This window comes from Pedobacter chinensis, from assembly GCF_003339865.1.
GTDB lineage: Bacteria > Bacteroidota > Bacteroidia > Sphingobacteriales > Sphingobacteriaceae > Pedobacter > Pedobacter chinensis.
In genome coordinates this window covers 927193-953468 of record NZ_QPKV01000002.1, presented here as the reverse complement: position 1 = coordinate 953468, position 26276 = coordinate 927193, and the positions used below count along the sequence as shown (strand labels likewise).

The following is a 26276-nucleotide window of genomic DNA, read 5'->3' as shown; positions in this document are numbered from 1 at the left end:
GATTTCATATTTGGGCATGACGTATAAAAATACAATTTCAGGAAGAATTAAACCCCTTTAAAACACGCGAATTTTATGTTTTAACACGAAAACAAGATTTTCTACCCAGATAAACAGATTCTTCGCCCCTTCAATTTTTTTTATCGTAACAACTTTACCCAAGCCAAATATTTTTTTGCTGCCAAGCAATAAACAAACCTAAAACAAACAAATATGATGAAACATTACTTAAAAAAAGTGATGGACGTTAAGGCAAAGCGTAAGTTGCTTTTTGTGCAATTTATTTGCCTGAGCTTGATTTCCATTACGGGATTAGCCCAAAACAATCCAATAAAGAAGGCGCAAAAGGAGACTTCAGTTTCCGGCACCTTAAAAGGAAAAATTTCCGATATCTACGGAGAACCTTTATTTGGAGTAACGGTACTTAATAAGTCTAAAGGGGAACATACCATAACTGATAGAGCGGGAAAGTATACCATAGCCGGAGAGCCGGGTGAAACATTGGTGTTTACACTTAGTGGATATCTAACAAAGGAAGTTGAAGTTGCCGATCAGCAATTAAACTTTTCTTTAACAGAGAGCACACAAACTGAAAAAACATATAATAGCTTGTATGGACCAAGAAAAAAGTCCACCAGCATTCAATCTTATGCAGATATCTACTCTAAAGAATTGGCTCAATCTCCAACGGTATCTTATTTGAATGCGCTTACAGGAAGGCTTCCTGGTTTAACAACGCTTCAGGCAAACGGAGAACCAGGCAATGATTTTGTCGGAGCTTCTATTAGAGGAGTTGCACCGCAAATTTTAATTAATGGAATTCCAAGAGATATTACCTCGATAGATCCGGAGCAAATCGAATCTATCACTATTTTAAAAGATGCACTAAGCACTGTAATGTTAGGGCAAAGATCATCAGGTGGAGTGATATTAATCAAAACCAAGCAAGGTGAAATCGGTAAGCAAAAAGTTTCATTTACTGCTCAGAGAGGGATTCAATCATCAACCCGTATTCCCAATACCCTGGATGCCTACAATTATGCTACATTATTTAATGAAGCATTAAGAAATGATGGTAAGGCAGAAATTTATACTGCAGCAGATTTACAGGCTTATAAAGATGGGTCAGATCCTATCGGACATCCCAATGTAGATTGGTATAAAGAAATACTCAAACCATCATCAATATTTTCACGATACAATCTCAATACATCGGGCGGAGGAAATAATGCAAGGTATTTTGTATCAGTTGATTATTTGGATCAGGACGGTTTGTATAGAACTTCGGATCATAATTCATACAATACCAATGTTAATTATAAGCGCTATTTATTACGCTCAAATATAGATGTTGATATTACCAAAAACTTATCTGTAAATCTCAATCTGTTTGGTGCCATTGAAAACGGGAATTACCCTGGCGGTGGTGGTATATACGGTGCTTTGGCAACTACACCAAATAATGCCTATCCTATCTTCAACAGAAATGGATCGCTGGGTGGAAATAACGATTTTCAAAACAATATATGGGGTTTAAGTACAAGATCGGGCTATACACTTAGCTACAATAGAACAATTTCTGCCGATCTTTCTCTTAAAAGGACACTTGACGACGTAGTAAAAGGATTATTTGTAAAAGCAACACTATCATTTAATACTGGTCTTGGCGATGCGACAAACAGAACCAAAACATTTGCAGTGTATAAAGAAACGCCAAATCTCAATGGTGGGTATGATTATCAGAAATTTAAAGTAGATGGTGTTCAAAATGCAGGATCGAGCACCAATACTGCGCAGAATAAAAATCTGTACAGCGAATTTCAGATGGGTTTCGACAGGAGTTTTGGAAAACATCATATAGGTGCACTGGTTAACGGAAATATTCAGAACGTTTATGTAAATGGCCCTAGTTTGCCGCTTGATTATAAAACACTGGCCAGTTCATTCTCTTATAATTATGAGGAGAAATACATGTTTGAAGCAGCCATGAGTTATAGCGGGTTAAACAGGTATATAGATAACAACAGGTATGGTTATTTCCCGGCAGTAGGCGTTGCATGGAATATTTCAAAAGAAAATTTTTTAAAGGAAAATGTAAACTGGATAAATAACCTGAAACTTCGCGCATCTTATGGAAAAACCGGAAATGCGAATATCGGTTATTTTGTTTACGATCAGTATTATACCGATGGTGTAGGATACTACTTTGGCACAAGTGCCACGTTCGCCTATACGAAAACAGAAAGCACATTGGCCAATCCAAACGCCACATGGGAAAAGGCAAAAAAATTGAATATAGGATTAGATGCTGATTTTTTCCATAACACCTTTAATATAACTGTTGATTATTATAAAAACAGGTTTTATGATTTGATGCAGCAAAGGGGTAAAAGTTCAGCAATTATTGGCAATACTTATCCTCTGGAGAATATCGGAATCACAGATTACAAGGGATTAGACCTTCAGGCCACTTATAGAAATCATGTAAACAACTTCAACTATTTTGTTTCTGCCATAATTTCTGCCGGGAGTAACAAAATTATTGACCAGGATGAAGTGTACCGGGAATATGATTGGATGCGAAGAACAGGACAAAGCAGTAGCCAGACATTCGGATATATTGCAGACGGTTTTTTTCAAAATACAGCGGAAATTAATGCCAGCCCAAAAATTGCAGGTTATAATCCCGTACCTGGAGATATCAAATATAAAGATCTAAACGGAGATCATGTAATTAATGAATTTGATGTTACGTCTCTCAGGTCAAACAAGTCTATGGTTTATTATGGCTTAAACTTCGGAGTCAATTATAAAGGATTTGATTTTTCAGCACTATTGCAAGGTGCCAGAAATCGAACCATTTATGTGTCTGGCATAACAGAATGGGAGTTTCAAAATAATGGATTAGGGCAGGCATTTGAACATCATTTAGATCGATGGACACCTGCAACCGCAGGTACTGCAACATATCCAAGATTAACAGTTGGAAGCAATGTCAACAATCAGGCGAGTTCCTCATTCTGGCTTCAGAATGGTAATTATTTAAGGCTTAAAAATGTTGAACTTGGTTATACTTTACCCGGCACTTTAAGTAACAAAATTGGCCTTTCTTCTATTCGGGTGTTTGCAAACGGGCTAAACCTGCTTACCCAGTCTGAATTTGACAGGGTAGACCCAGAAACCATCGGAAGTATTTACCCCGCCCAACGCGTAATCAACATGGGTATCAACATCAAATTTTAATCTATGAAAAGATATATATATGTTATTGTACTTGCGGCAGGATGTTTGGCTGCATGTCAGAAAAATGATATTGAAAAAACGCCTTTAAATCAATGGACAGAAGAATATATTTTTGATGTAAAGGATTCTGTTGGAGATTTTGCAAAAGGATTTTTAATTGAAACCTACAGCAACTTACCAACCGGTTTTAACCGAATTGGAGGAAATGTACTCGAATCTGCATCAGATGATGCCATTGCTTCCCAAACATCCAGCACCATTGAGCGTTTTACCAATGGGCAGATTAGTTCATTCAACAATCCTGATGACCAATGGGCTAAAAATTATACTGGTATTCGCCGGGCTAATATCTTTTTGACCAATGTTGGCAAGGTTCCGTTTAAACAATCAATGATTACGGAAAAAAATTACTGGATTGCAGAAGCACGTTTCCTTAGGGCATATTTTTATTTTGAACTGGTAAAACGCTATGGCGGAGTTCCTTTATTGGGCGATAAAGTTCTTACTTTGAATGATGATCTCTCTATCCCCAAAAACACCTTATCTGAATGCGTACAATATATACTAAATGAATGTGATGCCATTAAAGGCGCTTTAAGGAAAGACCCGGTAAGTGATGCAGAGTTGGGAAGAGCTACGCAGGCAGCGGTATTGGCCTTAAAGTCACGCTTACTTTTGTATATGGCAAGTCCGTTATACAATACAAACATAACGGCCAATGATCCTAAATGGAAAGAGGCAGCAGACGCGGCCAGGGAGGTAATGAAGCTAAATGTTTTTTCTCTTCACTCCAGTTTTAGTACACTTTTTACTACCCGCAAAAACGCCGAGGTTATTCTTGCTTTTCAAAGAGCAAATGGTAATGATGTGGAAAATAATAATACTCCCGTAGGATATGCAGGTCCGGTAACGGCAAATGGCTACACCAGCCCTACACAAGAATTGGTCAATGCTTTCGAAATGAGAGATGGTAAACCCTACACTCAATCAGCACTTTATGATGCTGCGGATCCTTATTTAAACCGCGACCCGCGTTTTTACTTAACCATATTTCACAATGGCTTTAAATGGCTTAACAGAAATGTCGAAACATTTGAAGGCGGGAAAGACAAACCAGGGGGAATTGTAACTCAAACCCGTACTGGTTATTATATGCGAAAGTTTATGGGTGATTTTACCTCAAGCACAGTGTTCAGTAGTCAGACACACAACTTTATGCTATTTAGATACGCCGAGATTCTTTTAAATTTTGCAGAAGCACAAAATGAGTTTTCAGGACCCGATGCCGACGTTTATAAGGCCATTGAAGATATACGCAGGCGTGCAGGATTAGTGCCTTTCGCTTTACCGCTTAATCTGAATAAAGATCAGATGAGAGCGGTAATCAGGCATGAAAGAAGGGTTGAAATGGCTTTTGAAGAACAAAGATTCTGGGACATCAGGAGATGGAAGATTGCTGAGAATGTATTAAATGGTTCACTACATGGGATGCGAATAACTAAAAATGGAAATACACTTGTATATGAACCATATGAAGTGGCTAAAGTTAGTTTTTCAGCACCGAAAATGTATACCTATCCAATACCTTATACTGAGATTACGAAGAACCGTAATCTGGTTCAAAATACAGGTTGGTAAGAGGTAAATAAACAAATTAAACAGACATACATATACATGTTTTATGAGAAAAATTTTAATAGTAATATATATACTAACCTGTGTTTCTTGCGGATTGGTAATGGCTCAAACCAAAACTATAACAGGAATAGTAAGAGATAATGGAGGACCGCTTCCGGGAACTGGAATAGTAGAAAAAGGTTTGCCAAATAATGGTACGGTAGTCGATGGAGAGGGCAAGTTTAAGCTCACGCTTAAAGGCACCACCCAAACAATTATCGTGAAAAGCATAGGTTATCTTACTCAGGAAGTAAACGTTTCAGGTAAAAACACAGTAGAAATAACACTAGCCGCAGATACAAAAGGATTGGAAGAGGTAGTGGTAGTAGGATATGGTGTACAAAAGAAAATAACCAATACCGGCGCTGTGAGTTCCATTAGTGCGGCAGAGGTAAGACAAAACCCAACTGCAAGCGTTCAGAATACACTTGCAGGACGCTTGCCTGGATTTACTTCTCAGCAAAGAAGCGGACAGCCGGGTAAAGATGGTGCCGATTTTTTTATTCGTGGGGTAAGCAGTTATGTAAGTGGACAACGCCCTCTAATAATTGTTGATGATATTGAATATAATTATGCTGATGTAGCACAGCTCGATCCAAATGAAATTGAAACCATCTCCATATTAAAAGATGCATCTACAACAGCCATTTACGGTATAAAAGGAGCCAATGGCGTACTGGTTATTACTACAAAAAGAGGAAGAGCCGGAAAGCCTGGTATAAACTTTAAATCTGAACTTGGAATATCGGAAATGACTTTTAAACCCAATTTTCTGGATTCATATCAAGCCGCATTGCTAACAAATCAAGGCTATGTAAATTCAGGACAAGCACCTTTTTATACGGAACAGGATATTGAACTGTTTAAAAACGGAACTGATCCCTATGGACACCCAAATGTGAACTGGTTTGATGAGATTTTTAATCCAACCTCTCAGCAATCGAGAACAAACCTTGATATATCAGGAGGAACAGAAAGTGTTAAGTATTTTGTTTCCTTAGGCTATTTATGGCAAAATGGATTAATGAAAGACTTTAGTTCAGCAAGTGATGTAAACAATAATTATTATTATAAACGCTATAACTTCAGGTCGAACTTAGATATCCAGGCTACCAAAACTTTGAGTTTTCGTTTGGATATGACAGGTCGCTTTGGAGAAACCAATGATCCGATTACCTACAGTCCTGAAGGAGAAGGATTGATTCGTGAAGTTTACAGTTATAATTTTCTACCTCCATTCGCTTATGCCATTTACAATCCGGATGGCAGTTACGGGTATAATCCAAAACTGAATACAACCAACGTGATCGGAAGACTGGCTACCCAGGGATACAACCGTTCTTTTGATAATGATTTAAATATCACTTTTGGTGGTACACAATTGTTGGATTTCATAACCAAGGGGCTTAGTGCAAAAGCTTTAATTGCCTATTCCAGCGCACAAACCAACAGTCGTGGCTTAGTAAGATCAGGAACTGTGAACAGTTTCCCTCAGTATAGTTATAATATTACAACTGGTGCATATATCCCAAAAGATCCAAACCTTTACAGGATACCTCCATTTAATTTAACAAGTTCATCTGGCAATGCACAAAGAACAACCAATGTACAGGCCTCTTTAAATTACAGGCGTTCATTTGCAAACCATAATACTTATGGTTTGGTTCTGTTAAATCAAAACAGCTATGTTGATGGACCCGTAGTTCCGGTAAATTACAGGGGTTTAACTTTTAGAGCAGGATACGATTATAAACAGAAATACCTGATAGAATTTAATGCCGGTTATAATGGGACAGATAAGTTTGCCAAGCAAAACCGTTATGGATGGTTTCCTGCTGTTTCAATAGGTTGGAATCTGGCAGAAGAAAAAATCTTTAAGAAAGCACTTCCATTTATTGATTTATTCAAACTAAGAGGTTCTTATGGGCTTGTAGGATCAGATTTTACAGGAAGCAGCTTTGCCTATGCTTATGATCAAATCTATTCAAGTTCAGCAACCAGTTATAATTTTGGTCCGGTACCTACCAATGCGCTTGGTATTACTGAAGGAACATTGGGAAATAATTCCATTACCTGGGAGAAAGAAAAGAAACTTGATGTAGGTGTAGATGTTAATGTTTTTAAGGGTAAGATAGCCCTTACAGTAGATTATTTTAATAATGATCGTTATGATATTTTAACAAGAAGAGAAAGTGTGCCTGCCTTCATTGGTGTGGGTTTACCACCGGTAAATCTTGGTAAAGTAAATAATAAAGGATGGGATGGTGAGATAACATTTAAAGACAGGATTAATGATTTTGACTATTTTATAAGAGGAACCTTTTCATTTGCTGAAAACAAAGTGGTATTCAGAGACGAGGCACAACAGCGATACCCCTGGCTGCAGGCTACAGGAAATCCGGTTGGACAAAACTTTGGATATATTTTTGATGGGTTTTACAGCGAAGCAGATTTAACAAATCCAGAAGTGGCGAAACCTACAACCGCATTCAGATCTGGCGATTTAAAGTATAAAGATTTAAATGGCGATAAAATCATTGATGCATTTGATAAAGCCGCTATTGGTAAACCAAATTTACCAAGCACGACACTTGGCGTTACCCTCGGCTTTAATTATAAAGGATTTAACTTCAGTGCATTATTCACAAGTTCATCGGGTTATAGTTTGGCATTGGCATCTGAAGCGATTTCAGCTTTTAGCTCTAATTTTCAGCCCATTCATTTACAAGCATGGACTCCTGAGTTAGGTAATGATGCCAAATTTCCCATTATTTCGAGAACAGTTAGTGCCATTAGTGCAGCAAATGTATCCCAATCAGATTTTTGGCAGGTAAATGCAAAATACCTGAGGCTTAAAACAATGGAGATTGGCTATCAATTGCCGGCCAGATGGGTAAAGCCAATCGGGATGAATGCGATAAGGATATATGCAAACGGATATAATTTGTTAACCTGGACAAACATCGATAAATTTTATCAGGCTGATCCGGAAGCTAATACCGGCGGAAAGATTTCAGCATATCCAAATCAAAGAATTTACAATTTTGGTCTTTCATTTTCTTTATAAATCAGTTATGAAAATTAAATATATATTTTTCTGCGTATTCATTATTGCAATAGCAGGAAATGCCTGTAAAAAAGGCGATAGCTTTCTCGACGCTAAGTTGAATGATGTTTTAAATGAGGAAACCACATTTAAGGATAGTACCAACACCATTGCTTTTTTAACCAGGATATATGCTGATGTAGGCTATAGTTTCAATCCGGGTAGATGGGAAGCCGGCGGTCACCCTGTTGTTAGTGATGAAGCGGTGCCGGTGCAATACACAGGCCCTCAAAATGATGCAGTGATCATGGCTTCAGGCGCATTATCGGCAGCTACAACAAATACTGCCAAAAATGTACAAATATTAAATAACTGGAGTACAGCCTGGGCAAATATCAGAAGGGTAAATAAATTCTTATCCAAAGTTGATGAATCACCATTAAGTGTAGGATTGAGAACACGCTTAAAAGCAGAAGCTCGTTTTTTAAGAGCTTGGTATTATTCCATTTTATTAAAACATTATGCAGGTGTTCCAATAATCGGAGATAAGGTTTTTGAACCTGCAGACGATTTTAATTTGGAAAGGAATACCTATGAAGAGTGCGTAAGTTATGTTGTAGCTGAATTGGATGCCGCCATTAAAGATCTCCCGACTAACCAAACTCAAGTAATTACTGATTATGGTCGTGTAACCAAAGGTGCCTGTATGGGATTGAAATCAAGAGTTTTATTGTATGCAGCAAGCCCGTTATTTAATGGAGGCAACGCAGGTTCAGGAGTACTGAAAAGCATTACAGGATATGCTACTGGCGATCAGCAAAGGTGGAAAAGAGCTGCCGATGCTGCTAATGATATCATTACTTCTGGCGCTTACAGTCTTTATGAAGATAATACCACCCGAATGGGATATGGATTTTATAAAGTGTTTACCATGAGGGTAAATAACGAATACCTTTTTCAGGCTAACAGAGCTTTAAACCGTGATTTTGAAAGTTTGTTTCTTCCTTCTTCCAGAAGTGGAAGCTATGCCAGTAATGTTACCCAGAACATGGTAGATGCTTATGGCACCGCAGATGGTTTGGCGATTACAGATCCGGCTTCAAATTATAATTTACAAGATCCATATGTAAACAGAGACCCACGTTTTTATAATAGTGTTATCCATAACGGATCATTGTGGTTTCTTTCGTCAACAAATCAAGTGGTCAATACTTTCTTTGGATCAAGCCCTGACGGAGTTGGCGTAAAAGCTCAGACAACAGGCTACTATAACCGAAAAATGCTTCAGGAAAGTTCATCAGGAAATACGGAACGGGCATGGCCGCTAATCAGATATGCTGAAATTCTGTTAAACTATGCAGAAGCACTTAATGAATATGAAGGCCCGGTTACCGGCGTGTACGATGTATTGAAACAAATCAGAAAAAGAGCTGGAATTAATCCCGGGTCAGCTAATAATTACGGCCTCAAACAAAATATGTCAAAAGAGGAAATGAGATTGATCATTCAGAATGAAAGAAGGGTAGAGTTATCATTTGAAGAACATCGGATTTGGGATGCGCGCAGGTGGAAAATTGCTGAAGATTATTTTAACAGACCATCTCGGGGCATGAAGATTACTAAAACAGGTACATCATTCACCTATGAAATTTTCGATGTGATTCCTCATAAGTTTTCTAATAATTTTTATTTATTCCCAATTCCAGAAGGTGAAATATCCAAAGATCCAAAATTGTTGCAAAATCCTGGATGGTAGAATTTATGGTTGTGATTTTAGGTCTCAATTATTGTCTATCTTAAACAATGATTGAACCTAATTTTAATATATTAAAAGAAAGAGAAATGATAAAAGCACCACTGCTGCTCTGCTTTCTGCTGATCAGTTTAATGACCTCTGCAGAATGGAAAATGAAGAATCCAATGGTCATCCATAAGTTTTATATAGATAGCCATAATGGAAATGATAGTCAATCAGGAACAACGATAAAGGAAGCGTGGAAAACGCTCGATAAAGTAAATGCACAGGTATTCAAACCTGGTGATCGGATTCTCTTCAAACGTGGAAGTAAATGGCAGGGACAGCTTATGCCAAAAGGCTCTGGCACGAAGGAAAATCCAATTGTTTTTAGTACTTATGGTAAAGGTGCTTTACCCGTAATTGCTGCTAACGGGATGGTTACAGATGCCGTGCTTCTTAAAAACATCAGCAATGTAGCCGTTGAGTTCCTGGATATTTCTAATCATAATCCAGCCGTTAAGGAACAAAAAACCGGACCTACAGGTTTGCGCATACTTGCAGAAGATACAGGAACCATTTCAAATATCCGCATCTCAAATTTATATATCCATGATATAAATGGTGATAATAAAAAGGGCAGTAAAGAAGGAAATGGGATTTTTTGGGATTGCCAGGGCCCTAAACTCAGTAATATTGAAAATCTTTTAATAGAAAACTGCAAGCTTGAGCGTGTAGATAGAAATGGAATCAGGGGAAATGGAACATTTAGCTTTAGAGATAACTGGTTTCCCAATAAAAATCTGATCATCCGTGGCTGTACCCTTGAAGATATAGGTGGAGATGGGATTGTAATAAAGGCATTTGACGGTTCTTTGGTAGAATACAATAAATTATTTCACATCCGCACACGAGCCAGAGATAATGCTGTTGGGATATGGCCGCATAGCAGCGATAAGACCATTATTCAGTTTAATGAAGTTGCTTATACACAAAACCGAGACCGGTCGAATGACGGACAATCATTTGATATAGATGGAAACTGTAACAACACCATTATTCAAAACAATTACAGTCATGATAATGAAGGAGGATTTATGCTGATTATTTCAGATGCCATTAATTCAAAGAGTATGATGACCAAAAATAACATCGTCAGGAATAACCTGAGTATTAATGATGGCAATAACCGCAAACGCATTTTTAATTTCGCCCTGGCCACAGACAGCACACTGATCTCAGATAATGTATTTTACAATAATACCATGGATTCTGTAAAAATTGAGTTTGTGGATATTGAATATGGTGGCCCAAAAAACGTAGTGTTTGCTCATAATGTTATTCGCTTCATAAACACTTCAACTGCGGTTTTTAGCAAAAACCAGAAACAATATGCTCAGTTATTTTGGAAAGAAAATGCATTTGAAGGGAATATTACCGGGAAGGAAAAACTATCGAATGTTACTGAAGGTCATGTATCCATCAAAGATAAAGATTTTAAAAAGTACCCGTGGTCATTATTAAAGAAATTAAAGCTAATAGATAATAAGAAATCATAACCATAAGGCAATATTATCATTTGATCAGTTACAAATTGAAAAACTAAATTAAACAGCATTCAAACGCTGTCGTATAAAAATCTTGGTTAGCAATAACTAGGTTAGTTAGCAGAAAGTATGCCTCTCAATTTGAGAGGCTACTTTTAAAATTTTTAAGCTCCCAATAAATTACTATACTAAAAAATCAAGAATCAATTACCACTCAATTCCTATGAAAATCAGAACGTTAATATTATGCCTGTTTATGTTATGGGCATTCTCATCCTGTAAGAAATCAGACTTGGTTGCCAATGCAAATCAAAGTACTGAAGATATCATAATTACACCGCACGATACCGCTTATGTAAGCAATCAATCCAGAAACCTGAATTTGATTTATTTTGTGCCTAACGACCTGGATACCCTTCCAGCTTATGAAAAACGATTGAGTGAATTAATGTTGTGGACTCAAACCTTTTTCAGTAATGAAATGCACAGAAATGGTTATGGCTACAAAACTTTTGGGCTTTTTAAAGATTCTGTGATCAACCGTGTGAAAATAATTACCATTAGAGGAACATTACCGAAAACAAGTTACCCTTACACCAATGGTGCTTCAGCTGTACAGTCAGAAATTAATGCTTATTTCAGTGCACATCCAACTGAGAAAACCAGTGATCATACTTTGGTTATTATTCCACGGTATAGTTTCAAAACAGATGGCACGCCTAGTGGCGGTCCGTTTTATGGATTGGGTAAGTGGTGTTTTGCCCTGGATTATGAAGGATTGGATATAGAAAATATTGGCAAAAGCGATGCAGATGGAAATAGATTCAGCGTTTGGTTCGGTGGTTTGGTACACGAACTTGGGCATGGTTTAAACCTGCCACACAACTGCCAGAAGGTTTCAGAAAACGCAACATTAGGAATGGCACTCATGTGGGCTGGTAATGGTACATTGGGTAAGTCTCCAACTTTTCTTACTGCTGCAGATTGCGCCATCCTAAACGTAAACCAAATCTTTAATAATGATAATAAGACTTATTACGGAGCGGTCACTTCGAGTATTACCAGAATTTATGCAGACTACTCACCTGCAAAAAGTGCCATTGTGGTTTCTGGTAAGTTTAGCAGCAATATACCAATCAATAGTGTGGCATATTATAATGATCCCAATGTGAATAATGAAGGTACTGGTACAAATAAAGATTATAATGCCACCACCTGGGAGTCGAAAGTAATCGGCACTGATAGTTTTTATGTTGAAATGCCAATTGCCGAATTTAAATATAAAGATTCCAGTCCGTATGAAATGAAAGTTAAACTGGTAGCTGAAAACGGAACCGTTAAAGAAACCCTATATAATTATAAATGGGTGGATGCACTTCCGGTACTTGAATTTGGAACAAAGAATGAAATCAGTAAGGTGGGATGGAGCATAGCAGCCTATAGTTCACAACAAACTACTGCACCAGCAACCAGTATTATAGATAACAATACCGGAAGCGGTTGGCATAGCCAATATTCCGTAACACCAGCTGCAACTTATCCTCATTATATTACGATTGACATGGGAACTGTGCATACTGTTAAAGGTTTTACCATTCAGAATGGCGCTTCAAGACCCATAAAAAATGCAGATATTTTATACAGTAACGATGGAATTACCTTCATACCACAAGCCAGCTACGTCATTGCAAAATCAAACACCCGGCAAAACTTTACTTTTCCCACATCGCTTACTTTCAGATACTTCAAAATTGTGCCGCAATCCAGCTGGGATGGGCAGGTTTTTGCACAAATAGCGGAAATAGGTTTTTTCAATGATTAAACTTTAACGAAGAACAGAAGAACAATTATATGCAAAGTAAAAATACCATTATCATATCCCTTCTTATTTTTAGCATGGCTTTAAGTTTAAAAGCTGTGGCAACATCCATTAATCCTGGCCGACAATTTTTTCCTTTAAACAGCAAATGGCAATTTTATTTTGCATATAACTTTGAGCAAAATGTTCAGAAACAAAATGTAAATCTACCGCATACCTGGAATGCCATGGAAACATTAAAAGGAATAGCCAATTATAACCGAACAGCGGCCATTTACGAAAATACAATTGATGTCAATCCAGAATGGAAGAACAAAAAAAGGCTTTTTCTTTATTTTGAAGGTGTAAACAGTGTTGCTACCGTGCTGGTAAACAACAAGTTTGTGGGAGAGCACCATGGTGGATATACCGGTTTCTGCCTGGAGGTTACTGATCATGTTAAGCAAGGCAAAAATTCAATAACAGTGCAGGCTAGCAATGCCTATCGATTGGATGTTATTCCATTACACGGCGATTTTAATGTGTATGGTGGCATTCATCGGCCGGTTTCGCTCATTGTTACCAGTGAAGATTGTATTTCACCATTGGATTATGGATCTCCGGGTGTATACATTAGGCAGAAACAGGTTTCCGAACAATCCGCTCAGATAGAAATTTCAAGCAAGTTATCCATTAAAAATGCTGTTGGGTTATCATTAAAAACCACTATTTATAATCAAGATAATAAGATGATATCTTCAGTGATAAGTGGCATTGATAATTCCGGAATAAATGAAATTAAACAATCCCTTAAGGTTGATAAACCACACTTATGGCAAGCTAAATCAGATCCCTACCTGTATGCTGTAGAAATTACCTTACTTAAAGATAAAAAAGTAATTGATCAGATTATCCAACCTTTAGGACTCCGATATTTCCGTGTTGATCCGGCTAAAGGCTTTTTTTTAAATGGCAAATACCTTGACCTTTATGGTGTTGGCCGGCACGAAGATGTTTCGGGAAAAGGATCTGCGCTGGTAAACTCAGATCATAATCATGATATGGAACTTATTAAGGAATTAGGCGCTACGGCGGTACGCTTAACTCACTACCCTCAAAACAGGCACTTTTATGACTTGTGCGATCAGAATGGTATTATATTATGGTCAGAAATCCCATTTGTGGGGCCTGGAGGCTATACCGGCACTGGCTATATGAATAACGCCAACTTAGAAAATAATATTAAGACAATGCTGACTGAGCTCATCCGGCAGAATTATAACCATCCGTCTATTTGTTTTTGGGGAATATTTAATGAGTTGAAATTGGATTATGATGATCCTCAGATATTTATCAAAGAACTGAATACACTTGCGAAAAAAGAAGATCCCGATCGTTTAACCACATTGGCCTCTAATTTAGGTGCTCATGAGTTCTCTGATTTGACAGATTTGATGGGATGGAACCAATATTTTGGATGGTACGAAGGTAATTTCGATGATGTAGGTGCCTGGGCAGACAAAGTGCACCATGAACTACCTGAAAAGCCGATAGCAGTAAGTGAATACGGAGCAGGCGCAAGCCCCTTTAAACATATAGATGAATTGGTAAAACCTTCACCAAAAGGCAGATTTCATCCGGAAGAATGGCAAACTGCATTTCATGAAAAACATTGGGCAGAATTTAAAAAGAGACCATTCATTTGGGGTAAGTTTATTTGGGTGCTTGCAGATTTCGGTTCATCTATCAGAACAGAAGGTGACAAGAATGCAATTAATGATAAAGGTTTGGTTACTTATGACAGAATCATTAAAAAAGATGCATTTTACTTTTATAAAGCCAACTGGAATGCTGAACCAATGCTTTATATTGCTGAAAAAAGGAATACCGAACGTAAGCAATCCACTACCAGTGTTAAGGTATTCAGTACTGCAAAAAACGCAAAACTTTGGGTAAATGGTAAATTTATCAGCGAAGAGAAAGCTAATGATATCCATGTAATTCAATGGGACAATTTAAAGTTAAATACAGGGATTAATCATATTGAAGTTTCGAGTGGTAACGGTAAGTCTAAACTGATTGATCAATGTGACTGGAATGTAAAGTTGGATGACAAGCCAAAATCCATTCGGTAAATTTGGTTGCCCTCTCAAAAATTGAAAATCATGCAATCCCTCTGCACTTCACAATCTAAATAACTAAAATATAGAATGAATATAAAATCTCAACTACAAGGATTTATAGCAACTGCTTTTACGCCTTTGAATGAGGACCGTACATTAAACTTGAGTAAAGTACCAGAATATTACCGTTTTCTGAAACAAAGCGGGGTAAGTGGAATTCTGATATTAGCAAATTCTGAAGATGAATTTCTTACCATTGAAGAAAAATTAAGTTTAGCAACGGCCTGGAGGCAGATAGCCATTAACGATCAGGATTTTGTTACTCTACTTTTTATTTGTGAAAATTCTGTAGAATATGCCGCTAAGCTTGTTCGCCACGCGTATGAGTTAAAAATGTCGGGTATTGTAATAGGATTTCCTGAAAACCGGAAATTTGGGAAAGTGGAACATATTGTAAAAGTATGCCAGGAAATTCTCAGCAAAGATGTGGACATGCCGGTTTATTTCAATTATGTAGAAACAGGAGAAAAAAGTTTGGATTTAGATGTAATTGATCTGATTGGTGCAATGGAAAAAAATATACCGTTTTTTACCGGAATCAGATTTAAAAGTCGTAATCTACAAGATTTTTTTGCCTGTAAAAACTATAAAAATGGCGAATATGATTTAATATGGGATGCGGAAGAGATATTCCTTCCAGCACTTTCTCTGGGCATAAAAACATCTACAGGAACTCAATTTAATTACCTTGCTCCTGTTTACGAGAGGCTTATTAAAGCTTTTAAAGATGGGGATCATTTTGAGGCCATACGTTTGGAGGGAGAGGGTATTGAATTTGCAAGGATTTGCAAAAAATACGGACCTGGAGCGGGAAAAGCATATTTAAAATTAAGAGGGATAGATTGTGGACCGTTAAAATTGCCATTTGAAGATATAAAAACTGATCAGTTTATGAATTTCTTTTGGGATTTAGACCGGCTTAATTTCTTTTCCAATATGGTTAGATAAATAAGAGGACGGCTCTTAAAAGAGATGGAAATAGAATGGAATTCAAAACAAACATAATACAGGATTTTTTGCTTTAATGAAGTATCGCTTATCATGAATTTATTCTTAGCTTATATCAATATGTTTTTAAGAAAAAACGTTACATTAACCACATAACCATTCTCCTGATCAACCGTTTGCGCAGTGTTTGATTTATCTTTTTAAGTTACTAGCCTTACTTTTATTAATCTGATCATCCATTCAAAAACAATTGCAATGAACAAACCGATTTTGCTGTTCCTGTTTTGGGAAAAGAAAAGTCTAAATAATCTTATTCTGCTAAACAAAAGAAGAATAACCTCAAATTTTTAAACTACGTTGAAATATTAAACCTTAAATGAACCATTTACCTTTCAAAAAAAGCAGCAGAACTGCCATTCCATTTGCCATTATAATCTTATTCTTTGTTTTCCATATTCAGCTTGTTTTTGCAGGCAAACCAATAAAAACATATTGGTATGGCATTCGGGATAATGGGGTATTAAGCGTAAAACAAATCAATCAAACCACTGTAGAGCTTTTGTTATTGAATAAACAGCGATTAACTCTTGATTTTTATGGTGAAAATATAATCAGAGTATTTCAGGATTACGATGGAGGATTTGTTAGAGAACCTGAGGCTAAACCTGTTGCTAAAATATTAGTTGAAAATCCAAGGAAACTCGTTGGGAGGTTATTAATAAAGGATGAAAATGATTTAATCAACGTTTCTACTTCAAAAATTTCAGTTCAAATTGACAGAAAAACTGGTTTGATGAAAGTCATCAATCTGGAAAATAACCGTGTTGCATTTGAACAAACAACATCAGTTATACTCGATAAAAATCTCGTAAGCATTGGATTGAAAGCGCATGTAGATGAATATTTTTATGGTGGTGGTGTGCAAAACGGGCGTTTCTCTCATAAAGGGAAAACCATTGCCATTGAAAATCAAAATAGCTGGACCGATGGCGGGGTAGCTTCTCCAACACCTTTCTTTTGGTCAACAAAAGGCTATGGTATAATGTGGCATACCTTTGCAAAAGGCAAATATGATTTCGGCAGCAAAGAAAAAGGAAAGGTTGCTTTATCTCACGAAACAAATTATCTCGATCTGTTTATTATGATAGATTCTGGAGCAAAACAAGTGCTTAATGACTTTTACCAACTTACCGGAAACCCCATTTTATTACCAAAATTTGGATTTTATGAAGGACATCTCAACGCATACAACCGGGATTTTTGGAAAGAAGGTGAGAAAGGAATTGTTTTTGAAGATGGCAGAAAATATAAAGAGAGTCAAAAAAACGATGGTGGAGTTCAGGAATCTTTAAATGGGGAGAAGAATAATTATCAGTTTTCAGCCCGTGCGGTAATTGATCGTTACGAAGCAAATGACATGCCTTTTGGGTGGATTCTGCCTAACGATGGCTACGGTGCCGGTTACGGACAAACTCAAAGCCTGGAAGGAAATATTCAAAATCTTAAAAGCCTGGGAGATTATGCCCGAGAAAAAGGGGTGGAAATTGGACTTTGGACACAATCTGATCTTCATCCAAAAGAAGGAATCAGCCCCTTGTTACAAAGAGATATTATTCGGGAAGTGAGAGATGCTGGTGTGCGGGTACTAAAAACAGATGTTGCGTGGGTAGGAGCAGGTTATTCCTTTGGCCTTAATGGTGTTGCCGATGTGGCTAAAACCATGCCTTATTATGGAAATAATGATAGGCCATTTATCATTTCTCTTGATGGTTGGGCCGGTACTCAACGCTATGCCGCGATTTGGTCTGGAGATCAAACCGGCGGGCTTTGGGAATATATACGTTTTCATATACCAACCTATATTGGCTCTGGCTTATCCGGACAACCCAATATCACTTCAGATATGGATGGAATTTTTGGTGGCAAAAACAGTTTTGTGAATACCAGAGATTTTCAATGGAAAACGTTTACACCTATGCAACTTAATATGGATGGTTGGGGGTCAAATGAAAAATATCCATTTGCATTGGGAGAACCCGTAGCCTCCATCAATCGCAATTATTTAAAGCTTAAATCAGAATTAATGCCTTATAGCTACAGCATCGCAAAAGAAGCTGTAAATGGGTTTCCAATGATCAGGGCCATGTTCCTTGAATATCCAAATGATTTCACGAAGGGCATCACCACGCAATATCAGTTTATGTATGGATCAAACTTCCTGGTGGCACCTATTTATCAGGAAACCAAAGCAGATAAAAACGGAAATGATGTTAGAAATGGCATTTACCTGCCAAAAGGAATTTGGATCGATTATTTTACAGGCGATAGGTACACCGGCGATAGAATTCTGAATCATTTTGATGCGCCATTATGGAAACTTCCTGTATTTGTAAAAGCAGGTGCTATTATACCGATGACTGCTCCGAATAATCATGTAAAACAAATCATAAATGCGGTGCGCATTTATGACATCTATCCTTACGAAAAAAGTTCATTTACAGAATATGATGATGATGGCTCTACCGAAGCTTATAAATTGGAACAAGGCATAACCACACTGATTGAATCTGATGTGGTAAAAGACAGGGCCACCATTACCATTCAGTCTGCAAAAGGTGGTTTTAGCGGGTTTTTAAAGGAGAAAATGACTGAACTTCGGATCAATGTAACCACAAAACCAAAACGTTTATCAGCAAAGGTAGGTAAAGACAAAATAAAACTGAACGAGGTTAATTCCATAGCAGATTTCCAAGGCAAAGAGAATGTTTTCTTTTATGATGAAAAACCAGATTTAAATAAATTCAGTACTAAAGGAAGTGAATTTGAGAAAGTACAAATAATTAAAAATCCACAAATTTTGGTAAAACTGGCGGCTACAGATATTACCAAAAATGATATTATTGTCGTTATAGATGGGTTTAAAGCCGAATTAATTGATAAACAACTTGTTTCGAGAGGAACTTTGATTGCTCCGCAAAATTTTAGAGTCAATGATGTCGATAATGGCGCTTTTAACTTTAAACCGAGCTGGGAAGAGGTAAGAAATGCTGATTATTATGAAATCCTTTTCAAGGATATGCTTTATTCTACCATTACAGATACCACGCTTTTGTTTGATGGTTTAGAACCAGAAACAGCATACTCGTTAAAACTGAGGGCTGTAAATAAAGATGGTGCTTCTAACTGGACTGAACTTAAAATCACCACTAAAGCCAATCCGCTGCAGTTTGCAATTAAAGGAATTGCAGCTAAAACAACAGCAGAAAATCAAGGTGGTTCAGGCGTTTCAAAATTATTTGATTTTGATGAAGCAAGTATGTGGCATACCAAATGGGGTGTTAAATCCGATCCATTTGAAATGGTTATTGATTTGAAAGGCGTAAATAAATTAGACCGTTTAAATTATTTGCCTCGCCAGGGAGGAGGTAACGGAACATTGCTGAAAGGGAAGATTTATTATAGTGAGAATAAAGAAAACTGGGCCCTGGCAGAGGCTTTTGACTGGAAAAATAATAGCGAGATAAAAAATATTGAATTTAAAGGAAATCCCGAAGTTAGGTACCTCAAAATTGTGGTAGAACAAGGTTCTGGAGGATTTGGATCTGGACGTGAGTTGTATGTTTTTAGGGTGGCAGGTAGCGAAACCTTTTTAACAGGCGACATTAACAATGATAAAATCATCGATCGGAATGATTTTACCTCTTACATCAATTATACTGGTTTAAGAAAAGGAGATGCAGATTTTGAAGGGTATATTAGTAAAGGTGATATTAACAAGAACGGATTGATTGATGCTTATGATATTTCAGTTGTGGCTTCTGAACTTGAGGGCGGAGTAAAAGAGCCTGCAAAATCCGAATTATCAGGCAATATTACTTTGGTTACCTCAAAAACGAATTATGATAAAGATCAAATTATAGAAATCCGTGTTAAAGGAACAGGAATGAAGGATATCAATGCCATGAGTTTTGCTTTGCCTTACGATTCAAAGGATTACGAATTTATTGAAGTTTCTGCAATTGGAATGAAAATGATGGAAAACTTAACCAATGATCGTTTACATTCTGATGGAAGCAAAGTGCTTTATCCAACATTTGTGAACTTAGGAAATAAAGAAACCCTATCCGGAACTGAAGATTTGTTTACCATAAAACTTAAGGCAAAACGGAAAGTTGTTTTTAATCTGAAAATGAATAACGGGGTGTTGGTGGATAAATCACTTCATTCAAAAAAACTATAAACCTGAGATCGATTAATAAGCTATATTTATTGTGCATGAAGGCATTGTTAAGACACCCCGCTTATAGGCAACAGTAGAAATTTTTCTAAGTTTTATCTGACTTCAATCCAATTTCAAATATTTTGTTTTAAATTATTCCTAATCACAATTTAAACTCATGCAGTGCCCTGCTAATTTTTCTTATCAAACGTTTGTGCAGATATATAATTTTTAAATCTGTTGTTGATCGTTAATTTAGTTGTATGAAACATTTCTTAATTGCTTTATTTTTACTGCCTTTAGCACTCCACAGCCAAAATAAACAATCTTCAGATATTGATGGGGTTACTGATCTAAGCCGTTATAATTTAAGCTTCGATAAGCTTGCTACAAGGTGGGATGAAGCAATGCCGCTCGGAAATGGAATGTTAGGCGTTTTGATTTGGGAAAAAAATGCAAAACTGAGATTATCTTTAGATCGGGCTGATTTATGGGATGAGCGCAAAGCTCTTGATATGTCAAAATTAACCTTTAAATGGGTTAAACAGAAGGTGCTAAATGGAAATTATCATGAAGTGCAAAAAGTTGGAGATTATCCTTATGATAATTTTCCCTATCCAACTAAGCTTCCGGCTGCAGCAATAGAATTCAATATATCAACACTCGGTAAGGTCACCTCAAATATTCTGGATATTAAAACTGCGCTTAATACAGTTAAATTTGAAAACGGGGCCGTGTTCAACTGCTACATTCATGCTACAGATCCGCAAGGCTTTTTTAGTTTTGATAATGTAAACAGTGAAATCATTCCTGAGCTAATTGCTCATAATTACGATGGGAAAGGAGTTTCAAATAATGATAACAGTCATGCAGGCGAGGGTTTGCAAAAATTAGGTTATGAGAAAAATACCATTTCAAAAACCACAAGCAGTATAACTTATCATCAGCCAACTGCTGAAGGGAATTATTATGAAGTAAAGATTATCTGGCAGAAAATTGGAGTTAGAAAAATAATTGGTTCCTGGACGGTAAGTAAAAATCAGGCTGCCCATCTTCCAAATATTTCATCCGTAGCAAAAGAACCAACAAAATGGCCATCTCACGTTAAATGGTGGAATAATTTTTGGGCAAAGTCTTCTATTTTCATCCCTGACACGCTATTGCAAAAACAATATTATTTGGAAAAATACAAATTAGGTTGTGTAGCAAGAAAAGGTGCTCCAGCCATTACGCTGCAAGCCATTTGGACAGCCGATAACGGAAGTTTACCACCCTGGAAAGGCGATTTTCATAATGATTTAAATACGCAATTGAGTTATTGGCCAACCTATACCGGAAACCATTTAGACGAAGGGGCCACTTTTACCGATTGGCTATGGAAAATTAAAGACAAAAATTTAGAATATACTAAACAATATTTCGAGGTTAACGGGCTGAACGTACCTGGCGTTATTACTTTGAACGGAGATCCGATGGGCGGATGGATTCAATATTCAATGTCGCCGACAGTAAGTGCCTGGACTGCACAACATTTTTATTGGCAATGGAGATATGGCATGGATCGTGATTTTTTGCGTAAACGGGCCTATCCATATATTACTCAGGCGGCTACTTATCTGGAGAATATTACCCAACTGGAAAATGGAGTAAGGAAATTGCCACTGAGCTCTAGTCCGGAATATAATGATAACAGTATCGATGCCTGGTTTTTAAATTGGAGTAATTTTGATTTGAGCCTGGCAAAATTTCTGTTCAAAGCTGCGGCAGAAACCAGCTTCGCAAATGGTAAATCGTCAGAAAGTGGGCATTGGAAAAAAATTTTAAGCGAATTGCCGGATTTTGAAACAAATGAGCTGGGTTTCACGATAGCGCCTGGCGTAAATTTAAATAGTTCGCATAGGCACATGTCACAGTATATGGCCATTTATCCATTGGCTTTGTTGGATGTGAATCTGGAAGCTGACCAAAAAATTATAGAAAACTCACTGAACAGGATTGAAGAAATGGGAACTATGGAATGGTGTGGTTATTCATTTAGCTGGATGGCTTCTTTGTATGCAAGAGCTTACCAGGCAGATAAAGCTGTTAAACAACTTCAGATTTTTGCCGACAACTTCTGCTCGCCAAATAGCTTCCATTTAAATGGCGATCAAAAAGGAGGAAAGTATTCCAGGTTTACTTACAGGCCTTTTACTTTAGAAGGAAATTTTGCATTTGCACAGGGTGTTCAGGAACTGCTGTTACAGAGTAGGGATGGTTATATTCAGGTTTTTCCGGCAGTTCCCCGTAGTTGGGATGAAGTATCTTTCTCTGATTTGAGAGCTGAAGGTGCTTTTCTGGTTAGTGCAAAAATAGTTAATCACGTTCCAGAACAAATTATAGTTAAAGCAGAAAAAGGTGGTATACTGAACATTAAATTGCCTTTCAAAACCTTTCTTGCAAAAGGAGCAGAAACTAGCCTGAAAAAAGTTAATGGAGTTGAAGTTGTTACCATAAACTTGAAAAAAGGACAAAAAATTCAGTTTGATAATGGATATGAATAAGCTAATGTAAGCTTGTCTTTTTGACTTGTGAGCCTCAAACTTACGAAGTTTAGTTGACACGGTAAAGGAATATCATCAGTTTGATCAATCAATAATAACCATGTTTGCGTAGAAAAACAACGAAGCAATATATAATTGCTAAACATATTGAAAAATATTAAAAGGTTGCTTTATCCTTTAAATCAAACGTTTGCGCATAAATTTTTATGTTTTTAATTACTTTATGAAGTTTTAAACAAAAAGACTCAAAAATTCTATGCCTAAATATTTCCAGTATGTTTAGGAATAGCTGTATTTAACCTTAAGTTATCTCTCGTGAGCTTATCCGTTTGTAGTACTAATTAGTACTAAAGTTTAATTGAAGCTTAACATTACCCAAGTTCCTTTTATAATAAGCGTTTCCTCTATCTGACCGGTTCATTTGTTGTCAAGGCTCCTTTTTTTTAAAAAACAAATAAAGAAAACGGTCTGTTATGTAACATAATTAAAACTCAAACGTTTGCGCTGGAATATTTTTATAGGTATCAATTAAATCATCATTAATTTAGCGATACTAACCAAGAATAACCTAAATAATTTCCCTGTCTGAATACCTTACTTTCTACCAGTTAATTAATCAATATATTTTACGAACGCTTCACAACATTATCATGGCAACAAATGCAAAAGAAATAAAAACTAATAATATTTTAAATCCCCTTAATATTCATGAGCTTAAACCTATGATTTTTTATTCAGGAAAAGATGATGAGTTAAGTATTGTTTTGCAGGAATTTAATCATGGTGATTTGATTATTAAATCTTTATCAACGGATGTTTTACAGGTCAAAGAACTTATTCTGGAAGATGAAGATGTTGAGGTTAGCTGGAAGCAGAGCCGAAAAGGATTGCGGGTAACTTTACCTGATGGATTTGTAAATAGCGACGAAAGAAAAAAATGTACATTAAAAATTAAATTTTAATTAATCTATCCCTTACTTCCATAATTAGGCTGAATATTTGTAATATTAATTATACTATTTAATATTACAATATAGTCGTTTGATTGAAGCTGAGAAATATTAATAAATAATTTTGTCTGATCATAACAGACATTATAATTCTAAATGAGGATATATAAAAGTCGACTCATTCCTTGAAAACGGGATCTTTCGCTTCTCTTTATGACCAGCAAGGCAATGTGCTTAAGTTTTATATTTTTTAAACGGTTTGCTTCAGATGTTGTGCACTGTTGCTTTTTTGGAAGTTTTGTAACAGATCACGACTTTTCTAACTCATCCTTTTAACATTTTATGAAAACGTTGTAGCGTTTCTCCTTTCTTATTCGTTTAGGTTTAAAAAATCAGCTACACATCAGCTTATGAACAGAAAACTTTATATCATCTTTTCTTTAATCATGTGTATTATCATCAATTTTGGATGCAAAGATGACGGTCAGTCAGTACCAGAGAAGAACATCAAAATAAGCTTAATGCAGAATATGAGGTTATCCAAAAACTATCGGTTCAATTTAGTTGTGAAAATGCTTCAGAATGGAAATTCACAGCCATAGGTACCAAGGCCTGTGGTGGTCCAACCGGTTATATTGCTTATTCATCGAAAATTGATGAGCATGATTTTCTAGAGAGAGTGGAAACATTTACCAATCATCAAAAGGAATTCAATGTAAAATGGAATGTAGCTTCTGATTGTATGTACAATACTCCTCCAAAATCGGTCGTCTGTGAAAATGGCAAACCTAAATTCGTTTACAATAATCCCTGAGATAATTTAGACAAGGATTAAAGCCTTTCCGTAAAGGTTTTGACATGTTCTGTATTTTAATCTTGAAAGAAATAAATCCTTTAATAATCTTTGAACAATTAAATGCCCTCAAACCAAACAATGAAAAAAAAACTAGCCGTTCCCTTTCTTTTTATAGTGATTCTTTTATCTGTTTCTTGCGAAAAAGAAGGCCAGGTAAACAAGTGCTATCAGGTAAAATACATTTCCGATTACTGCCCCAAACCAGGTGCAGCTTTAGTAAGTTTTACAAGTCCTAATAAAGATGCCACCGCAATAGCAGATAGCAAAGGCGGTATCATAGATTACAGAGCCGCACTTTTGAATGTTCCCGATAAATTTAAGGAAGAAAATAAAATCTTCTATGTGAAGTACAATAATAACCATAAGGATATGGAATTTAAAGATTGTGCAGGTGTTGATCAGGTAGCTATTTTAACTGCTGATGGAACTTCGGATGTAGATTGTAACCACAATTAATTTTCTGATTTAAAAATAGGTTGTGATAACTATTATCAGATAACTGTGCCCAGTTGAGGCAAGCTATGAATTTTCACTTGGAAGAAAGATTGTTGGATTTTGGTTTAGTTTTAATCCCATGTAAATCTTTTCTTATGGTCAAGTAACGATTAATTTCCTTTTGGATTATTTCACTCATTTCCAATAGAGCAGTGTGAAGTTCATTTTACTCTTAATTTTTTATAAAATATCTAATTGTACATCAGTTAGTTAAATGTTATTCTTCTAAAAGTTTATCAATAGTTATTTCCAAGGCTTTTGAAATAGCAAACGCTGTACTTATTGTACAATTAACAACCCCTCTTTCCACTGTGCTTATTGTACCCAATTCTACATCACAAAGGCCAGCAAGTTCATTCATAGTCAAACCTTTTACATTACGGTACTTTCGCACGTTTGCACCAAATGTAATAATCAGTTTTTCATTCCTTGGGTTTTTTGTTGCCATCAAAACAAAACTAATTCACTGGGATTTGATCTTGAGTACGACATGTCGTATATTTAGGTTTTAAATCATTCAAACACTTATTAAAACTTAAATTATGCTAGAAGACGATTTAAAATTCGCAAAAATTGAACTGACAGTTCTGAAGATTACCTCACCTATTATTTTGATTTTAGGTTCGGTTTATTTTTGGAAAGGCAATACCGATAAAGACCCTGCGGTTGATTTTGTCATCTTGATTGCAATAGGAATTGCACTTAGTTTATTTGTTATTGCCAGATCTCATGCTAAAAAACTATATTTAGAGAGATATTTATTTGCTTTAAAAAACAAAAACTTTGACGAAGCATTAAATTATGGCAAAATATACTATGGGCTTAAAAGAAATGGGATGATCGGTTTATTTGGCCGAGGATTGAAAATAGGTGATGAACAGGCCATTAGCAATGACATTTCAGCCTATTCCAAAATATAACGATCTGATATTGTTTATGACAGGGCAGGGTATTCATAAGAAATAGCCTTGATTATTTAGATTTTAATCTACGTTTGAGTGAAAAGGAATTCGACTTACTACTTTGTTCTGAGTGA

At 36.4% G+C, this 26276-nt stretch carries 14 protein-coding genes; 13 read left to right on the top strand and 1 reads right to left on the bottom strand.

All coding sequences use genetic code 11. The features are described from left to right. The first annotated feature begins 213 nt into the window (after positions 1-213). From DU508_RS05325 to DU508_RS05265, 12 genes are all read left to right on the top strand, one after another. Positions 214-3243 (top strand): SusC/RagA family TonB-linked outer membrane protein, encoded by a 3030-nt coding sequence (locus DU508_RS05325; RefSeq protein ID WP_115401763.1) that lies wholly within the window; start codon positions 214-216, stop codon positions 3241-3243. 3 nt (positions 3244-3246) lie between these two features. Beyond that, positions 3247-4881, top strand: coding sequence for a RagB/SusD family nutrient uptake outer membrane protein (locus tag DU508_RS05320; RefSeq protein WP_115401762.1), 1635 nt, complete (start codon positions 3247-3249; stop codon positions 4879-4881). Positions 4882-4924: 43 nt separating this feature from the next. Beyond that, a complete protein-coding gene (locus DU508_RS05315; RefSeq protein WP_115401761.1) occupies positions 4925-7987 on the top strand; it encodes a SusC/RagA family TonB-linked outer membrane protein in 3063 nt (1020 codons plus the stop codon). Between the two features lie 7 nt (positions 7988-7994). Further along, positions 7995-9722: a RagB/SusD family nutrient uptake outer membrane protein gene (locus tag DU508_RS05310; protein ID WP_115401760.1), complete on the top strand. Its 1728-nt coding sequence runs from the start codon at positions 7995-7997 to the stop codon at positions 9720-9722. A 47-nt stretch (positions 9723-9769) separates the two neighbouring features. Then, positions 9770-11260, top strand: a complete 1491-nt coding sequence (locus tag DU508_RS05305; protein ID WP_115401759.1) for a right-handed parallel beta-helix repeat-containing protein — start codon at positions 9770-9772, stop codon at positions 11258-11260. A 211-nt stretch (positions 11261-11471) separates the two neighbouring features. Further along, the gene (locus tag DU508_RS05300; RefSeq protein WP_115401758.1) at positions 11472-13070 is read left to right on the top strand and encodes a discoidin domain-containing protein; all 1599 of its coding nucleotides are present in this window, start codon (positions 11472-11474) and stop codon (positions 13068-13070) included. A gap of 29 nt (positions 13071-13099) precedes the next feature. Then, positions 13100-15181 carry a glycoside hydrolase family 2 protein gene (locus tag DU508_RS05295; protein ID WP_115401757.1) on the top strand — a complete coding sequence of 694 codons (2082 nt, stop codon included), beginning with the start codon at positions 13100-13102 and terminating at the stop codon, positions 15179-15181. A gap of 75 nt (positions 15182-15256) precedes the next feature. Beyond that, a complete protein-coding gene (locus DU508_RS05290; protein WP_115401756.1) occupies positions 15257-16177 on the top strand; it encodes a dihydrodipicolinate synthase family protein in 921 nt (306 codons plus the stop codon). Between the two features lie 376 nt (positions 16178-16553). Further along, positions 16554-20417, top strand: a complete 3864-nt coding sequence (locus tag DU508_RS05285) for a TIM-barrel domain-containing protein (protein WP_115401755.1) — start codon at positions 16554-16556, stop codon at positions 20415-20417. Between the two features lie 242 nt (positions 20418-20659). After that, the gene (locus tag DU508_RS05280) at positions 20660-22939 is read left to right on the top strand and encodes a glycosyl hydrolase family 95 catalytic domain-containing protein (protein WP_115401754.1); all 2280 of its coding nucleotides are present in this window, start codon (positions 20660-20662) and stop codon (positions 22937-22939) included. A gap of 650 nt (positions 22940-23589) precedes the next feature. After that, positions 23590-23901, top strand: coding sequence for a hypothetical protein (locus tag DU508_RS05275; protein ID WP_115401753.1), 312 nt, complete (start codon positions 23590-23592; stop codon positions 23899-23901). A gap of 922 nt (positions 23902-24823) precedes the next feature. Further along, positions 24824-25201, top strand: coding sequence for a hypothetical protein (locus tag DU508_RS05265; RefSeq protein ID WP_115401751.1), 378 nt, complete (start codon positions 24824-24826; stop codon positions 25199-25201). A gap of 256 nt (positions 25202-25457) precedes the next feature. Here the strand turns inward: DU508_RS05265 and DU508_RS05260 are convergent, their stop codons facing one another. Beyond that, positions 25458-25688 (bottom strand): helix-turn-helix domain-containing protein, encoded by a 231-nt coding sequence (locus DU508_RS05260; RefSeq protein ID WP_115401750.1) that lies wholly within the window; start codon positions 25686-25688, stop codon positions 25458-25460. A 94-nt stretch (positions 25689-25782) separates the two neighbouring features. Here DU508_RS05260 and DU508_RS05255 point away from each other — a divergent pair, with 94 nt between their 5' ends. Continuing rightward, positions 25783-26160 carry a hypothetical protein gene (locus tag DU508_RS05255; protein ID WP_115401749.1) on the top strand — a complete coding sequence of 126 codons (378 nt, stop codon included), beginning with the start codon at positions 25783-25785 and terminating at the stop codon, positions 26158-26160. Positions 26161-26276: the final 116 nt, after the last annotated feature.

What these genes read in the sequence shown, in the direction of transcription:
- DU508_RS05315 (WP_115401761.1), top strand. Translation starts at nt 4,925, where the DNA reads ATGAGAAAAATTTTAATAGTAATATATATACTAACCTGTGTTTCTTGC.
- DU508_RS05305 (WP_115401759.1), top strand. Translation starts at nt 9,770, where the DNA reads ATGATTGAACCTAATTTTAATATATTAAAAGAAAGAGAAATGATAAAA.
- DU508_RS05325 (WP_115401763.1), top strand. Translation starts at nt 214, where the DNA reads ATGATGAAACATTACTTAAAAAAAGTGATGGACGTTAAGGCAAAGCGT.
- DU508_RS05260 (WP_115401750.1), bottom strand. Translation starts at nt 25,688, where the DNA reads ATGGCAACAAAAAACCCAAGGAATGAAAAACTGATTATTACATTTGGT.
- DU508_RS05320 (WP_115401762.1), top strand. Translation starts at nt 3,247, where the DNA reads ATGAAAAGATATATATATGTTATTGTACTTGCGGCAGGATGTTTGGCT.
- DU508_RS05290 (WP_115401756.1), top strand. Translation starts at nt 15,257, where the DNA reads ATGAATATAAAATCTCAACTACAAGGATTTATAGCAACTGCTTTTACG.
- DU508_RS05275 (WP_115401753.1), top strand. Translation starts at nt 23,590, where the DNA reads ATGGCAACAAATGCAAAAGAAATAAAAACTAATAATATTTTAAATCCC.
- DU508_RS05285 (WP_115401755.1), top strand. Translation starts at nt 16,554, where the DNA reads ATGAACCATTTACCTTTCAAAAAAAGCAGCAGAACTGCCATTCCATTT.
- DU508_RS05310 (WP_115401760.1), top strand. Translation starts at nt 7,995, where the DNA reads ATGAAAATTAAATATATATTTTTCTGCGTATTCATTATTGCAATAGCA.
- DU508_RS05255 (WP_115401749.1), top strand. Translation starts at nt 25,783, where the DNA reads ATGCTAGAAGACGATTTAAAATTCGCAAAAATTGAACTGACAGTTCTG.
- DU508_RS05265 (WP_115401751.1), top strand. Translation starts at nt 24,824, where the DNA reads ATGAAAAAAAAACTAGCCGTTCCCTTTCTTTTTATAGTGATTCTTTTA.
- DU508_RS05295 (WP_115401757.1), top strand. Translation starts at nt 13,100, where the DNA reads ATGCAAAGTAAAAATACCATTATCATATCCCTTCTTATTTTTAGCATG.
- DU508_RS05300 (WP_115401758.1), top strand. Translation starts at nt 11,472, where the DNA reads ATGAAAATCAGAACGTTAATATTATGCCTGTTTATGTTATGGGCATTC.
- DU508_RS05280 (WP_115401754.1), top strand. Translation starts at nt 20,660, where the DNA reads ATGAAACATTTCTTAATTGCTTTATTTTTACTGCCTTTAGCACTCCAC.